Origin of the sequence: Rhodoferax koreense (assembly GCF_001955695.1) — a bacterium.
Lineage (GTDB): Bacteria > Pseudomonadota > Gammaproteobacteria > Burkholderiales > Burkholderiaceae_C > Rhodoferax_B > Rhodoferax_B koreensis.
The window spans coordinates 1748219-1762485 of the sequence record NZ_CP019236.1 but is presented as its reverse complement, the minus strand read 5'-3'; the positions used below and the strand labels follow the sequence as shown (position 1 = coordinate 1762485).

General features: G+C 67.2%; 15 protein-coding genes. 4 read left to right on the top strand and 11 right to left on the bottom strand.

The window, feature by feature from the left end:
* The first annotated feature begins 26 nt into the window (after positions 1-26).
* From RD110_RS08320 to RD110_RS08310, 3 genes are all read left to right on the top strand, one after another.
* The gene (locus tag RD110_RS08320; RefSeq protein WP_076198469.1) at positions 27-1715 is read left to right on the top strand and encodes a SulP family inorganic anion transporter; all 1689 of its coding nucleotides are present in this window, start codon (positions 27-29) and stop codon (positions 1713-1715) included.
* Positions 1716-1851: 136 nt separating this feature from the next.
* Positions 1852-2631: a GGDEF domain-containing protein gene (locus tag RD110_RS08315; protein ID WP_076198467.1), complete on the top strand. Its 780-nt coding sequence runs from the start codon at positions 1852-1854 to the stop codon at positions 2629-2631.
* A 4-nt stretch (positions 2632-2635) separates the two neighbouring features.
* Complete coding sequence (locus RD110_RS08310) at positions 2636-3478, top strand: MinD/ParA family protein (RefSeq protein ID WP_076198465.1); 843 nt, start codon at positions 2636-2638, stop codon at positions 3476-3478.
* Positions 3479-3508: 30 nt separating this feature from the next.
* On the opposite strand, the gene RD110_RS08305 is transcribed toward RD110_RS08310, so the two are convergent.
* The 10 genes from RD110_RS08305 to RD110_RS28820 all read right to left on the bottom strand — a co-directional run bounded on the left by RD110_RS08305 (position 3509) and on the right by RD110_RS28820 (position 12315).
* On the bottom strand, positions 3509-5506 hold the full coding sequence (locus RD110_RS08305; RefSeq protein WP_076198463.1) for a CHASE domain-containing protein: 1998 nt from the start codon (positions 5504-5506) through the stop codon (positions 3509-3511).
* Positions 5507-5586: 80 nt separating this feature from the next.
* Positions 5587-6405, bottom strand: coding sequence for a substrate-binding periplasmic protein (locus RD110_RS08300; RefSeq protein WP_083686153.1), 819 nt, complete (start codon positions 6403-6405; stop codon positions 5587-5589).
* 123 nt (positions 6406-6528) lie between these two features.
* On the bottom strand, positions 6529-7422 hold the full coding sequence (locus RD110_RS08295) for a DUF429 domain-containing protein (RefSeq protein WP_076198461.1): 894 nt from the start codon (positions 7420-7422) through the stop codon (positions 6529-6531).
* Positions 7423-7438: 16 nt separating this feature from the next.
* Positions 7439-8320, bottom strand: a complete 882-nt coding sequence (locus RD110_RS08290; RefSeq protein ID WP_076198459.1) for an EamA family transporter — start codon at positions 8318-8320, stop codon at positions 7439-7441.
* Positions 8321-8391: 71 nt separating this feature from the next.
* A complete protein-coding gene (locus RD110_RS08285) occupies positions 8392-8814 on the bottom strand; it encodes a BLUF domain-containing protein (protein ID WP_076198457.1) in 423 nt (140 codons plus the stop codon).
* Positions 8815-8816: 2 nt separating this feature from the next.
* A complete protein-coding gene (gene folE, locus RD110_RS08280; RefSeq protein ID WP_157900371.1) occupies positions 8817-9527 on the bottom strand; it encodes a GTP cyclohydrolase I in 711 nt (236 codons plus the stop codon).
* 82 nt (positions 9528-9609) lie between these two features.
* Positions 9610-10821, bottom strand: a complete 1212-nt coding sequence (gene clsB, locus RD110_RS08275) for a cardiolipin synthase ClsB (protein WP_076198453.1) — start codon at positions 10819-10821, stop codon at positions 9610-9612.
* A complete protein-coding gene (locus tag RD110_RS08270; RefSeq protein WP_076198451.1) occupies positions 10822-11556 on the bottom strand; it encodes an endonuclease/exonuclease/phosphatase family protein in 735 nt (244 codons plus the stop codon). It lies immediately after the preceding gene.
* Positions 11553-12065: a dihydroneopterin triphosphate diphosphatase gene (gene nudB, locus RD110_RS08265; RefSeq protein ID WP_076198439.1), complete on the bottom strand. Its 513-nt coding sequence runs from the start codon at positions 12063-12065 to the stop codon at positions 11553-11555. Before nudB ends, RD110_RS08270 begins: the two co-directional genes overlap by 4 nt.
* Positions 12066-12186: 121 nt before the next feature.
* A complete protein-coding gene (locus tag RD110_RS28820) occupies positions 12187-12315 on the bottom strand; it encodes a hypothetical protein (protein ID WP_275425865.1) in 129 nt (42 codons plus the stop codon).
* Between RD110_RS28820 and RD110_RS08260 the strand changes: the two genes are divergently transcribed.
* Positions 12314-13291: a GMP reductase gene (locus tag RD110_RS08260; RefSeq protein ID WP_076198437.1), complete on the top strand. Its 978-nt coding sequence runs from the start codon at positions 12314-12316 to the stop codon at positions 13289-13291. The genes RD110_RS28820 and RD110_RS08260 overlap by 2 nt on opposite strands.
* A 21-nt stretch (positions 13292-13312) precedes the next feature.
* Here the strand turns inward: RD110_RS08260 and RD110_RS08255 are convergent, their stop codons facing one another.
* Positions 13313-14260, bottom strand: a complete 948-nt coding sequence (locus RD110_RS08255) for a carbohydrate kinase family protein (RefSeq protein WP_083686152.1) — start codon at positions 14258-14260, stop codon at positions 13313-13315.
* Between the last annotated feature and the right edge of the window lie 7 nt (positions 14261-14267).

The following is a 14267-nucleotide window of genomic DNA, read 5'->3' as shown; positions in this document are numbered from 1 at the left end:
CCCAGGCCGCGTTAGCATTGGCGTCGATGGCCACCCACCCAAGACTGCACCGCTGGTTCCCCTTTCTGGCCTGGCCCCGCCCCAGCCGCGAAATGCTCAGCGGCGAAATGTGGGCCGGCCTGACCGTCGGCATGATGGTCATCCCCCAAGGCGTGGCCTATGCCGCACTGGCCGGCATGCCGCTGGTGACCGGCATCTATGCCTCGCTGCTGCCGGCCCTGGTGGCCGTGCTGTGGAGCTCGTCGCAGCGCCTCGGCGTGGGCCCCACCGCGCTGAGCGCACTGCTGGTCGGCACCTCGCTCACCGGCCTGGCCGATCCCGGTAGCCCCGAGTGGGTCACGCTCGCGGTCTGGCTGGCGCTGCTGTCGGGCCTGCTGCAGTTGATGCTCGGGCTGGGCCGCTGCGGCTGGCTGCTGAACCTGGTGAGCTCGCCAGTGCTCACCGGCTTCACCCAGGCCGCGGCCATCCTGATCCTGCTGTCGCAGTTGCCGGCGCTGATCGGTCTGGACGGTCCTCTCACACAGCTGCTGCACCATCCCGCCATCGACCTGCAGGCACTGGCCTTCGGCCTGGGTGCGATGCTGGTGCTGGCCGCGGGCAAGCGTTTCGCGCCGCGTTTCCCGACGTTGATGGCGTTGATGGCGGCCAGCGCCGTGCTCAGCGCCTGGCTCGGCTTCGCGCGCGGTGGCGGCGCGGTGGTCGGCACCCTCCCCGCGGGCCTGCCGGCGCTGCACTGGCCGGGTGCGTTGTCGTGGTCGCTGCTGGCCCAACTGGCCCTGCCGACCATGGTCATCACGCTGGTGAGCTTCCTGGAGACGGCCTCCAGCGCCAAGGTCGACAACCAGCGCGGCGGCACGCGCTGGAATGAGAACCAGGACCTGATCGGCCAGGGCCTGGCCAAGATCGCCGCGGCCTTCAGCGGCGCGTTTCCCACGAGTTCGTCCTTCTCGCGCTCGGCCATCAACCTGTACGCGGGCGCCAAGTCGGGCTGGGCTTCGATCTTTTCGGTGCTGCTGGTCCTGGCGACGCTGCTGTGGCTCACACCGGCGCTCTACCACGTGCCGCAGGCGGTGCTGGCCGCGGTGGTGGTGGCCGCGGTGTCCAGCCTGGTGCAACCCCGCGTGTTCGTGCGCCTGTGGCGCGCCGCGCGCGTGGAAGCGCTGATCGGCGGCACGACGTTCCTGCTCACCCTGGCCACGGCACCGCGGCTGTACTGGGGCGTGCTCGCCGGGCTGCTGATGAGCCTGTCGCACTTCCTGTTCCACCGGTTGCACCCGCGCATCATCGAAGTCGGCCTGCATGCCGACGGCAGCCTGCGTGACCGTCACCTGTGGCGCCTGCCCGCCCTCGCGCCCAACCTGTATGCGCTGCGCATGGACGCCGAACTCGACTTCGCCTCGGCCCGCGGCTTCGAACGCGCCATCGTCGAACACCTGGGAAGGCATCCGCGGCTGCAGCATGTCTGCCTGTTCGCCCAGCCGATCAACCGCGTGGACGCGACCGGCGCCGAGGTCTTCGGCCAGTTGCGCACGCTGCTGGCCGAACGCCAGGTGACGCTGCACATCAGCGGCATGAAGCTGCCGGTCGAGCAGGCGCTGCGCCGCGGCGGACAGCTGCCGGCCGAAGGCACGAGCGCCCCGTTGCTGCGCCTGTACCGCACCGACGGCGACGCGTTGAGGCAGCTGCGCCATCGGCTCGAGGACTACGTCATCTGACGCATGCGACGCCCCCCTGGCACGCCTCGTGCATCGATCGAAATGGCCACCTTTGCGGCCGCTTGAAAAGCATTCACCGGGGCTCTCGCACACCGGGCTTGCTGCTAAAATTTGTGTAGCACCTCGCACCATACCTGTGTCACTACCGGCAATTCCCTCGTCCATCGATCTGAGCGACCTCCGCCTGGATGAAGCACGTGCCTTGCTCGGATCGGACGATGCCACGTTCGCCGCCATGGACGCCGAGGCCGATCCCCGTGCCTATCTGCAGAAGGTGATCGACGGTCTCGTCGACCTGTCGCTCAAGGACCCGTTGACCGGGCTGTCGAACCGGCGTTATTTCAACGCGGAACTCGAGGCCGAGATCGACCGCGTGGCGCGCTCGGGCGAAGCCGCGCTGCTGCTGATGCTCGACATCGACCACTTCAAGAGCGTCAACGACACCTACGGCCATGCCGCCGGCGACCAGGTGCTGCAGGCCGTGGCCAAGGCGCTGCAGAGCTGCGTGCGCCCGATGGACACGCTCGCGCGCTACGGCGGCGAGGAATTCGCGGTGGTGCTGCCGTCCTGCCAGCCGGCGTTCGGCGAAGTGGTGGCCGAACGCATCCGCCGCACGATCGAATCGACGGCCATCCAGATCTCACCGTCGGTTGACTTGCGCGTCACCATCAGCATCGGCGGCGCCTTCGCGCTGCAGTGGATCCGCTCCACCACGCTGCTGTGGACCGACCGCGCGGATCAACAACTCTACATCGCCAAATCGGGCGGGCGCAACCGGCTCTGCCTGGAAACCCAACCCGAAAGCACCGTCAGCGCCGAAGAAAAAAGTCTGTTGTTTGGCCATCTGTCAGCCAGTGATCCGGCCTGGATCGAATTGACTTCCGGTGCCGCCATGGGCAGCACCGCACAAAGGTAACCTGATGAGTGATGTGTTGAAGTCCCCACCTGCCGCCCCCTTCACGGGTGCCAAGGTGCTGGCCGTCACCAGCGGAAAAGGCGGCGTGGGCAAGACTTTCGTCTCGGCCAATCTCGCGGCCGCGCTGGCCAAGCGCGGCCACCGCGTGCTGGTGCTGGATGCCGACCTCGGCCTGGCGAACCTGGACGTGGTGCTGAACCTGCATCCCAAGACCACGCTGCACGATGTGTTCACCGGCAAGGCCACGCTCGACGAGGCCATCGTCAAGGCACCGGGCGGCTTCTCGGTGCTGCTGGCCGGCTCCGGCATGGTCGAGTATTCGCGTCTCACGCCCGAGGTGCGCGACGAGTTCATGGACGTGCTGCGCAGCCTGATGCCGCGCTACGACGTGGTCATCCTGGACACCGGCGCGGGCATTTCCGACGTGGTGCTGTTCGCCGTCTCGCTCGCCTCCGAAGTGCTGGTCGTGGCCACGCCCGAGCCGACTTCGCTGACCGACGCCTACGCCGCCATCAAGGTGCTGGCCACGCAACAGAAGCGCCAGCACGTGCGCATGATCATCAACCAGACGGCGCGCCCCGGCGACGGCCGCGCCATCACCACACAGCTGCAGCAGGTGCTGGACCGTTTCGTCACCACCGGCTCCGGCCGCTCGGTGCGGCTGATCCACGTCGGCGACATCCCGGCCGATCCGTCGGTGCGTGAAGCCGTGATGCGCCGCCAGCTGCTGCTGGTGAACGTGCCCGGCTGCCCCGCGGCGCTGGCGATCTCGGAAGTGGCGCGCAAGCTCGACGAGTCGGTGATCTCCCCGTCCGAATTCGGCGGCCGCAAGACCACCGTGCCCTGAACACGGCCCGCCCGGGCCGCAGGGCCAGGCTCAGCCGGGGCCCAGATCCATTCCCGCCTTGTGGCGCCGCGGATGGAAGTCCCCGAAACACACGACGCGGTCGCGCCCCATCTGCTTGGCCTGGTACATCGCGTCATCGGCATGCTTGGCGAGCTGGATCTCGTCGATGGCGTGGTCCGGATAGACCGCCACGCCGATGCTCGACGAAATGTGCGCGGTATGGCCGCCAGCGAGTTCGAACACTTCGGTGAGTGCCTCCCGGATCTTCTCCGCCACCCCGCGCGCGTCGTCCTTGTCGTGAACGGCCGACAGCAGGATCACGAACTCGTCGCCGCCGACCCGGGCCACGGTGTCGGAGGCGCGCACATGTTCCTGCATGCGCCGCGCAGCGAACTTGAGCAGGATGTCGCCGGCCGCATGACCCAGCGTGTCGTTGACCGGCTTGAAGTGATCCAGATCGAGATAGAGCAGCGCCAGCCGCGTGCGGTTGCGGTGCGCCTGGGTCACGGCCTGGTGCAGCCGGTCGTCGAACAAGGCGCGGTTCGGCAGTCCGGTGAGCGCATCGTGCTGCGCCATGTGGGCCAGCCGGTTCTCGATGACCTTGCGCGCCGTGATGTCGCGCATCACCCCGACGAAGCAGGAAACCCCCTTGAAATTCGCCGGCTGGGCCGACAGGATGCCGACCATCTGCGCACCGCCCTTGCGCAGGATGGCCGCCTCGAGATTTTCGCAGCCGTTGTGCTCGTGCAGTTCGCGCAAGTAACGGTCGCGGTCCTCGGCCGTTCTCCACAACGCCAGGTTGGCCAGCGACTGGCCGATCACCTCGGCGCGCGTGTAGCCGGTCATGCTCACGAAGCCCGGGTTCACGTCGATGATGCGGCCGTCGGCCTGGCGGCTGATGACCACCGCGTCGGGGCTGGTGTCGAACACCAGTTCGAAATGCTCCTTGGTCTCGCGCAGTTCGGCGGTCATGCGCAGGGCGAGGATCATGGCGCGCGCGCGGTCGCTGACCATGATCCAGGTCAGCAGCGCGAGCAGCACACTCAGTATCACGCCGCTGCGCGCGATGATCAGGGATTGGTCCCGACTGGCGTAGGCGCCACTGGTGCCGGCGGCCTCGCTCACGGGCAGCGCCCGCACGGCCAGGGTCCAACTGCGGCCGGCAACATGCAGGTATTCCAGTTTCTCGTCGCTGCGCTGGACGACCGCCGAGGTCGGCGCCCCGGAGTCGTACAGCAGGGCATCGCGCGTGACCTCGATGCCGTCGAAGATCCGCACGTCGATACCGGCCGCCGTTTCGCCATAGAGACTGGCCATCCAGGCCTCCATGTTGAACGGCGCCACCACCCAGCCCTGCAGATTCGCGCGCCGCGCTTCCAGCGAATCGACCGCGGTGCCACGCCGGTACACCGGGAGGAACATCACGAACCCCGCCTTCACCGGCGCGCCGGTCTCGATCAGCTGCGTGAGTTTGGAGGTGATCGTGACCAGCCCCGAATCGCGTGCCCGCTGCATCGCGGCCTGGCGCGCCGGGTCGGTGGACAGGTCCAGCCCGACGGACGCGGCATGTCGCGCCAACGATGGCTCGAGTTGCGCCAGCGGTGCCCAGGCCGGCCGATCCCCCGCCGGCTGGATGTCGTAGCCCGGCAAACCCTGCTGGCGCTGGGACGCCACGTGCCCCGCACGTTGCGCCGTGGTGACCAGCGGAACCCAGCCCACGCCTTCGAGCCCGGAAAAATCGGCGCCGAGCTTGAGCGCGGCCACATATTCACGGAATGCCCGGCGCGTGATGGGCACTTCCGACGCCGCGAACAAACCCTGGACACCACGCAGCATCTGCTCCTGCGCGAGCATGCGCTGGTCGATGCGGCTCAGGAAGGAGCGCAGGTTCAGATCGGCCTGGGCCCGCTGGTCCATGACGGCGTTCTGTTTCTCGTGCTCCCACAGCCAGTACGTGGTGCCGAGCGACGCGGCCAGCACCAGCAGCGCCGCACCGAGATGCCGCGTCCAGTTGACCGGGTATTTCAACGCGCCACCATATCAGGGGCGCATGCCCGCCCGAAGACACCGAAGCGCGCCCCCGGAGGGTAGCGATGAGCGAGGGGCATTCATTGCTGGAAGTTCACCATGCGGCGGGCCAGATCGGGGGCGAAGTATTTTTCGAAGATGCGTTGTACGGTGCCGTTCTGGCGCAGCTCGTCGACCAAGGCGCGCCACTTGTTCTGCTCCACGGGCGAAAGCGATTTCTTCGACATGATGAGCCCATGGGGGATGGCCGGATCGTCCAGCTCGATGATGCGGGTGACGTCCTTCACCGGCGTGCCCTGCACGTCCATCATATCGAATGGCTCGATGATCATGCCGTGAATGCGTCCGAGCAGCAACACCTGGTACAGGGGCTCGAGATCGGATGCATAGCTGATGCGCCCATCGGCGGCGAGCTGATCGACCCATTGGTTGGCGCGTGCGCCATAGCGGAAGCTGCGGATCACGCCGAGCTGCAGCTTCGGACGCACGTCGAAATCCGCCAGCCTTTCGACGCCGCTGTCCTGGCGCACCAGCAGGTAATAGCGGTTGGAAAAATACCAAGCGAAGGCGGCAAACCGATCGCGCTCCGGCGTGGCGATACCCGACAGGCTGAAATCGAGCGCCCCTGATTCGATGAGCTGCCAGATGCGCGCACGCGGCAGCACCGTGGTGGTGATGGTGCAGCCGCTGCGCTGCGCCATGGCGTCCGCGATGTCCTTGTCGATGCCGGTGCCGGTCTGCGACGAATACAGCAGGCCATGCACATGCAGGCCGAGCGTCAGCGGGCGTGAACAATCCGGGCCGTCGGCCGCGTTGGCGGCCACGCAGAACGGCAGGACTGCAACCACGAGGTACAGGCGAAACACCAGATACTGGAACACATGGCTGAATTTGGGCATAGATACTGGGAATTTATCTCATTTGATGCCGATGTAAATCGATGTAAACAGGTGCAGAAGCACAAGGCATGCCGTCGGGTCGCAGCGGGGACTCACCAGCCTGCACCTTCCGCAGGTGCCCGATCAGCCGCCCGCCCCGACGATCCAGCCCTCCAGGGCATCCATCTGCGCCGGCATGCCGTAGCCGGCATCGCCGGCCTGGTACAGCGACTCCGCCCGTCCAGCCTGCAACAGGCAGAGCACCGCATCGAGCGCATCACCGCTGGCGTCCGCCACGAGCATGTCGCGCTGCGCGTGGCTGAGCTTGAGGCGCAGGCCCGGCGACACCGGCCCATGGCGGCCGTGCCCGGTTTCCAGGGCATCAACCAGTTCCTTGCGTGCGATCAGGCGCTCGGGCGTCTGCCGGGCCACCTCGTCGCTCTTGTAGCTGCGCCTCGCCACCCCGGCAAGGCCCGGCCGTGGCCGCCAGCCATCGAGCACCTCGCGCGCCAGCAGGCCGGGGTAACCCTCGAGCGCCACACGCGCCGGGTCGCCCGCATGCAGACCGGGCAGCGCCACGCCAGCGGCCAGCAGGCGAGGCACGCCCGCATGCAGCATGAAGGCCACCGGCGGGTTGACCCATTTCATCGACGGGCTGGAGCCGGCAAAGGCATCCGTGGCGCGGTGCGCGAACTTCCCGCCGACCGGCCGCGCGTGGCAGAACGCGGCAAAGGTGGCCCGGATCTCGGCGCGTGACAGCCCGGCGTAGTGGCGCATGCAGGCCAGCCAGTCGGTCGGCCAACCCAGGGACGTGACGAGTTCACGCGGCAGGCCGAAGGGAAAGTCGAAGGCCCCGGTCCATGGCCCAGGTTCGGCGAGCCAGGCCGCCCAGGCTTCCAGCGTCTTGAAGCGCTCCAGCCGCGACAGCACCACGCGCCCTTGCGCCAGCGTGCCATGCGCGACCACGATGGGTTTGCGCGGTGTGGGACTGCTGGAGAAGTCGCAGCCGACCAGTGGGTGCGGCACGGTACGCGTCATCGCGGGCTGTTGCCTCTCAGCCGGTGGCCAGCGCCAGCACGCCGGCCGCGATGCAGCCCGCGCCCAGCAGGCGCAGGCCCCGCTGCCCTTCGCCCAGCAGATGGCCGCCCAGCAACGCGGCGAACAACATCGAGACCTCGCGCGCTGGCGCCACATGCGACAGCGGCGCGACCTTCACGGCGTACAGCACCAGCACATACGAGACCGGGCTGATGATGCCCACCGCCAGCGCATGGCGCCACTGCCGCCGCCACAGGGCCACGGCCTCGGGCCGATTGCGCAGCACCACCGGGGCCAGGAACAGCAGACGGATGTAGTTGCCGAAGTAATCGAGCAGGATCGGCGACATCAGCAGAAGCTTCACCGCATAACCATCGACCACGGTGTAGCCGGCGATGAAGGCGCCGGTGAGCAGGCCGTAGGCCATGCCCTTGCGCAGGCGCCGGGCCTGCTGCGGGTCGTGCGAGGCGCGCCACAGCGCCGGCCCGCCGGCAATGAGGAACACACCGCCCACCACGCCGAGAATGCCCAGCACGCCTGTCGCCGAAAGGCTTTCGCCCAGCACCAGTACCGCCACCAGCGAGGACAGCAACGGCCCGGAGCCGCGCGCCAGCGGGTACACCACGGTCAGGTCGGCCTTGCGGTAACCCCGCAGCAGCACCACGAAATACACCGTGTGCAGCGCGGCGCTCAGCGCCAGTGCCAGCCATTCCATACGCCCCCAGCGCGGCACTTCCTCCACGCCGAGCCAGATGCCCAGCGGCGCCCAGAACACCGCCATCACCACGCCGGTGAAAGCCGCAAACCGCACGTCGCCGCCGGCTTTCTTGGCCAGGATGTTCCAGCTCGCGTGGATCAGGCCGGCGAGCAGGACGAGGACGAGGGCGGAAGCAGGCATGCCTCACCGCTGCAGCGCTCGCCGCCGCAAACGGGCCGGAATCGAATGGGCGATGGACCTCAGGGCGTTGCTCAGACCCGGCCGATGATGGCGGCGGTGGCCATCAACTCTTCCAGCAGCGCCAGAGAGACCTTGCCCGAGACCGCATAGGGATCGAGTTCAGGCTTCTCCGAATACTTGAGCAGGATCGAATGGTTGAGCTTGAGCAGATTGACCTGGCCCATGGTCCAGCCGCCAAAACGGCGCTCGGAGATTTCCTCGAAATGCAGCAACGCGACGTCCTTGTGGCGCACGTCCTTCTGGATGTGGCCGTAGAGCTCGCTCACCGCCATGCGGCCACCCTCGATGGCTTGCAGGAAGATGCCGCCGCCATAGCACAGGATGCCGGTGATGCCGCAGGTCGGGTTGTACTGGCGCGACTGCGCCAGGATGGCCTCGATCGCGCCCGGGCTCGTATCGACGGCGCGACTGGCATATAACAAACGTACCAGCATGGTTAACCTCTTTGCGGAATCAGGGCCAAAAATTCTCGGCGCAGGTTCGGGTCCTTGAGGAAGACGCCGCGCATCACCGAGTTGATCATCTTGCTGTCCATGTCCTTCACGCCGCGCCAGGCCATGCAGTAGTGCGTGGCCTCCATCACGATGGCCAGGCCGTCAGGCTGGGTCTTCTCCATGATCAGGTCGGCGAGCTGCACCACGGCCTCTTCCTGGATCTGCGGCCGGCCCATCACCCATTCGGCCAGGCGGGCGTATTTCGACAGGCCGATCACGTTGGTGTGTTCGTTGGGCAACACGCCGATCCAGATGCGGCCGATCACCGGGCAGAAATGGTGCGAGCAGGCGCTGCGCACCGTGATCGGGCCGACGATCATGAGCTCGTTCAGGTGTTCGGCGTTCGGGAATTCGGTGATCTTCGGCGCCGCCACATAACGGCCACTGAACACTTCCTTCACGTACATCTTGGCGACGCGGCGCGCCGTGTTGTCGGTGTTGTGGTCGTTGACGGTATCGATGACCATGCTGTCGAGCACGGCCTGCATCTTCTCGGTGACTTCGTCGAGCATCAGCTCGAGTTCGCCGGGCTGGATGAACTCCGCGATGTTGTCGTTGGCATTGAAGCGCTTGCGCGCGGCCTTGAGCCGTTCGCGGATCTTCACCGAAACCGGTGTGCCTTCGTCGTTGCTCATGGCGTCGGGTGCTTTCATTAACATCGCTGGATGTTAACAGTTCTGGTTTAAAGATTTTGGGCCTCCAGCGTAGACCCCAATTGCGCAGACCGCTACTAATTCAATAGCGATTCCGCGTGACCAGCAGCGCCAGCCGCATCACCAGCATGGCCAGGTACTCCATGCCCCGCTGGCGCAGCGGGCGGCGCGCGTACGTGGCCGGGTCCACGGCCGGGCCGGCCAGTTGCATGGCGCCCAGCAGCCGGTCACGCAGCTCGGTGGCGAAGCCGGCATCGTCCACCACCACATTGGCCTCGCGCGCGAGCAGCAGGCTCAGCGGATCGAGGTTCGACGAACCCACGGTGGCCCAATGCCCGTCGATCACCGCCACCTTGGCATGCAGGAAGCTCGGTGCGTATTCGAAGATTTCGACGCCGGCGCCGAGCAGCGCGCCGTAGATGGGTCGCGAGGCGTGATACTGCATGAAGTACTCGTACCGGCCCTGCAGCAGCAGTTGCACACGCACGCCGCGCTCTGCCGCGAGCACCAGCGCGCGGCGCAGCTTGAAACCGGGCACGAAGTAGGCGTTGGCGATGATGATCTCGCGCCGCGCGGCACCGATCGCGCGCAGGTAGGCGCGTTCGATGCGCTTGCGGCTGCGCAGGTTGTCGCGCAGCACCAACGCCGCGCGGGCCAGGTGGCCGCCGGCCAGGCTTTGCCCCGCTGGCGCCGGCAGCGTGATGGGCGCCAGCAGCCGCTGCACGGCCTTGTGCAGATGGTGCTGCCGGAGTTCGCGCACCGCCTGCAGGCGCCGCCACAGCAGCGCCACGGTCTGTTCCGCCTCGGCCACGAGCGGCCCGGTGATGCGCACGGCGAAGTCGAATCGCGGCGCGGCCAGCACGCCATGGGTCGGATCATGGAAATCGTCGAGGATGTTGATGCCGCCGCAGAACGCCAGCTCGCCATCGATCACGCACAGCTTGCGGTGCAACCGGCGCCAGCGCGTGGGCAGCAGCAGCGCCATCGCGCTCACCGGCGAATACACGCGCCAGGCCACGCCGGCCTGGCCGAAACGCGATCGCCACAGGGCGGGCAATACGCCGGTGCCCAGGCCGTCCACGGTGAGGCACACCTTCACGCCGCGTTCGGCCGCGCGTGCCAGGGCCTCGGCCACGGATGCACCGGCGCCGGTGAAGTCGAAGATGTAGGTTTCGAGCCGCACCTCGTGCCGCGCGCCGTCCATGGCCTCGATCAGGGCGGGAAACAGTTCCCGGCTGCCTTCGAGCAGCCGCAGGTGGTGGCCGCCGCGCAGCCGGGGCGCCGAGCGCGACATCTACGTCGGCATGCCGAACTCGGCCAGCAGCGGCAGATGGTCGGACATGCGCCACCAGATCCGGCCCTTCGGCACTTCCAGCCCCAGCGGCTTCAGGCCGCGCGCGTAGACGTAATCGAGCTGCACCAGCGGTAGCCGCGACGGATAGGTGAGCGCGCCCTTCTTCTCGAACGCCTGCATGTGGATGGCGTTGAGCGCGGTGCGCATCTGCGTGCCCCAGTCGTTGAAATCGCCCGCCACGATCAGCGCGGCGCCCGCCGGCACCTCTCGGGCGATGTAAGCCTGCAACTGGCGCACCTGGCGCAGGCGGCTGGCCGGGATCAGGCCCAGGTGCACCACGATCACGTGCACGGGTGTGTCGTGCACCTGCACGTGCACGTGCAACAGGCCGCGCTGCTCGAAGCGGTGGTCGGACATGTCTTCGTGTTTGTGCCACACCACCGGCCAGCGCGACAGCAGCGCATTGCCATGTTCACCATGTTTGGTGACCGCATTGGTCTGGTAGATGGCCTCGTAACCCTCGGGCGCCAGAAAGTCGGCCTGCGGCAGATCCGGCCAATGGGTGAAGTATTTCTGCTCGTTGCGGTTGAGCTTGCGCACTTCCTGCAGGCAGACGATGTCGGCATCGAGCTGCTCCACGGCATGGCCCAGATTGTGGATCTCGAGCCGGCGCGCCGGCCCCAGGCCCTGCACGCCCTTGTGGATGTTGTAAGTGGCCACGCGCAGGATGTTCATGCGGCGGCCGCCCAGCCCGAGGTGGGTGAAATGTCTTCGATGAAGCGTGGCAGCATCAGGATGGCCTCGGCATTCGACGGCGAGAAACAGGCCTCCGCCGCTGCCAGGTAGGGCAGCCAGCGGTACGCCGTGTGCTCGCGCGGGCTCAGGCGCACCTCGGTGCCAGCCGGCACCTGCAGGCTGAACAGATGCTCGGTGTTGTGCACCACGCCCGGCGCGTAGCGGTGGCGCCACTGCGGGTAGATCTCGTAGATGTTCTCGATGTCCCAGTCGCACAGGCCGTCGGCCAATGCCGAGCCCGGGCCGCAGGCGATGCCGGTTTCCTCGAACACCTCGCGCACTGCGGTGTCATGGAAGTCCTCACCGGGGGTGTCCTTGCTGCCGGTGACGGATTGCCAATGGTCAACATGGCCGACGGCATCGGCGCGGCGGATCAGCAGCACCTCGAGGGCGGGCGTGTGGATCACCACCAGCACGGATTCGGGAAGTTTGGGCGGTTTTGGGTTCACGGGGCGATCTTAGCCAGTCGGGCCGCGCAAGGCACGGCTTTACCGTAGCGCAACGCGCAACCACGCGGCCAGCGTGGGTTCAACCCCGGCGGCTCACCCCAAAGGGCCGGCAGGGCTAGAATCAATCACCGGGCCCAAGCAATTGCAGCCCGGTTTTTTGTGCCCGGCTCAGTTCGGGAGACGCACGAAGACCGGCTTCAGTCCAAGCGCTCAATCGTTTTTCAAACTTTTGATGAAAGCTGACGGACATGGAAATCTTCGACTACGACAACGCCCTGCTGCTGCCGCGCAAATGCCGCGTGGAAAGCCGCTCCGAATGCGACGCCAGCGTGGAGCTCGGCGGGCGCAGCTTCCGCCTGCCCGTAGTGCCGGCCAACATGAAGACCGTGGTGGACGAGGCCATCTGCGAATGGCTGGCCGAACACGGCTACTTCTACGTGATGCACCGCTTCGACCTGGACAACGTGAAGTTCGTGCGCCACATGCACGAACGCGATCTGTTCGCCTCGATCTCGCTGGGCGTGAAGCCGGCCGACTACGCCACGGTGGACCAGCTCGCCGCCCTCGGCCGCGCGCCCGAATACATCACCATCGACATCGCCCACGGCCATGCCGACAGCGTGAAGAACATGATCGCCTACCTGAAGAAAAAGCTGCCGGCTTCGTTCATCATCGCTGGCAACGTGGGGACGCCCGAGGCCATCATCGACCTGGAGAACTGGGGCGCCGACGCCACCAAGGTCGGCATCGGCCCGGGCAAGGTCTGCATCACCAAGCTCAAGACCGGCTTCGGCACCGGCGGCTGGCAACTGAGCGCGCTCAAGTGGTGCGCGCGCGTGGCCACCAAGCCCATCATCGCCGACGGCGGCATCCGCGATCACGGCGACATCGCCAAGAGCATCCGCTTCGGCGCGACGATGGTCATGATCGGCTCGCTGTTCGCGGGCCACGAAGAATCGCCGGGCAAGACCGTGGAAGTCGACGGCGTGTTGTACAAGGAATACTACGGCTCGGCCAGCGACTTCAACAAGGGCGAATACAAGCACGTGGAAGGCAAACGCATCCTGGAGCCGATCAAGGGCAGGCTGGCCGACACGCTGGTCGAGATGGAGCAGGACGTGCAGAGCTCGATCAGCTACGCCGGCGGCACCCGGCTCATGGACATCCGCAAGGTCAACTACGTCATCCTCGGCGGCGACAACGCGGGCGAACACCTTTTGATGTAGCCGCCCTACGACCCGCCTCGGTCAAGGGGCGGCGGCCAGGAAGGCGTCGAGTTCGGCGCGGTCCGGCCCGTTGACCACCCCGCCGGCGCGCTGGCACTTGATGGCCGCCGCGGCGGCGCCGAAACGGATGGCCGCCCGGTCGCCCAGGCCGTCGGCCAGCGCAATGGCCAGCGCCGCATGGAACACGTCGCCCGCGCCGTTGGTGTCGACCGCCTTGATCGGGAACGAGGGCAGGAACTGCACCTCGCCCGCCTGCGATGCCCGCAGCCAGTACACGCCGCGCTGGCCCAGCGTGACCACCGCCACCTGGGTGCCTGCGGCAATCGCAAGCTGCAGCGCGGCCGGCAGGGCCAGGCCCGGCGCGAACGCGGCCAGACCGCTTTCGGAAAACACCGACCAGTCGGCCAATGCACTCAGGACCTGCAGATCGGCCTGCGGCGAGATGTCGCCGTCGAGCACGCTCAGCACGCCGTTGGCCCGCGCCCAGTGCAGCGCCTGCGTGGCGCCACGCATCCAGCGGGGATCGACCATCACCACGTCCGCACCTTCGAAGCCTCGCGTGTCAAGGGCGCCGGCGCGTGCCAGCGCATCGCCACGGCTGTTGAAGATCTGGCGCTCGCCATGGGCATCGATCACCACCGCCGAGATCGACGACGAAGCGCCCGGCACACGCTGGAGCCCGGTGCAGTCCACGCCGTTGTTGCACAGCCGGCCATGCAGGAAGGCACCGGCCTCGTCGTCACCCACCGCGCCATGCAGCCGAACCCGTGCGCCGAGCCGCGCCGCGGCGATCGACGCATTCGAAGCCATGCCACCCGAAATCATGCGGTAGCGGTGCGCGGGCGTCTTGGTCGGCTGCGCGGGAAATTCGGCGATGTCGAAACAATGGTCCACCGCGGCGTGGCCGACGGTGCACATGCGCGGACCCATCCGGTCCGAGACTGCCCAGTTGTCAACAAACTCTGACATCGGTCAC

What these genes read in the sequence shown, in the direction of transcription:
- RD110_RS08320 (WP_076198469.1), top strand. Translation starts at nt 27, where the DNA reads ATGGCCACCCACCCAAGACTGCACCGCTGGTTCCCCTTTCTGGCCTGG.
- RD110_RS08310 (WP_076198465.1), top strand. Translation starts at nt 2,636, where the DNA reads ATGAGTGATGTGTTGAAGTCCCCACCTGCCGCCCCCTTCACGGGTGCC.
- RD110_RS08300 (WP_083686153.1), bottom strand. Translation starts at nt 6,405, where the DNA reads ATGCCCAAATTCAGCCATGTGTTCCAGTATCTGGTGTTTCGCCTGTAC.
- RD110_RS08295 (WP_076198461.1), bottom strand. Translation starts at nt 7,422, where the DNA reads ATGACGCGTACCGTGCCGCACCCACTGGTCGGCTGCGACTTCTCCAGC.
- RD110_RS08290 (WP_076198459.1), bottom strand. Translation starts at nt 8,320, where the DNA reads ATGCCTGCTTCCGCCCTCGTCCTCGTCCTGCTCGCCGGCCTGATCCAC.
- RD110_RS08285 (WP_076198457.1), bottom strand. Translation starts at nt 8,814, where the DNA reads ATGCTGGTACGTTTGTTATATGCCAGTCGCGCCGTCGATACGAGCCCG.
- folE (WP_157900371.1), bottom strand. Translation starts at nt 9,527, where the DNA reads ATGAAAGCACCCGACGCCATGAGCAACGACGAAGGCACACCGGTTTCG.
- clsB (WP_076198453.1), bottom strand. Translation starts at nt 10,821, where the DNA reads ATGTCGCGCTCGGCGCCCCGGCTGCGCGGCGGCCACCACCTGCGGCTG.
- RD110_RS08270 (WP_076198451.1), bottom strand. Translation starts at nt 11,556, where the DNA reads ATGAACATCCTGCGCGTGGCCACTTACAACATCCACAAGGGCGTGCAG.
- RD110_RS08260 (WP_076198437.1), top strand. Translation starts at nt 12,314, where the DNA reads ATGGAAATCTTCGACTACGACAACGCCCTGCTGCTGCCGCGCAAATGC.
- RD110_RS28820 (WP_275425865.1), bottom strand. Translation starts at nt 12,315, where the DNA reads ATGTCCGTCAGCTTTCATCAAAAGTTTGAAAAACGATTGAGCGCTTGG.
- RD110_RS08255 (WP_083686152.1), bottom strand. Translation starts at nt 14,260, where the DNA reads ATGTCAGAGTTTGTTGACAACTGGGCAGTCTCGGACCGGATGGGTCCG.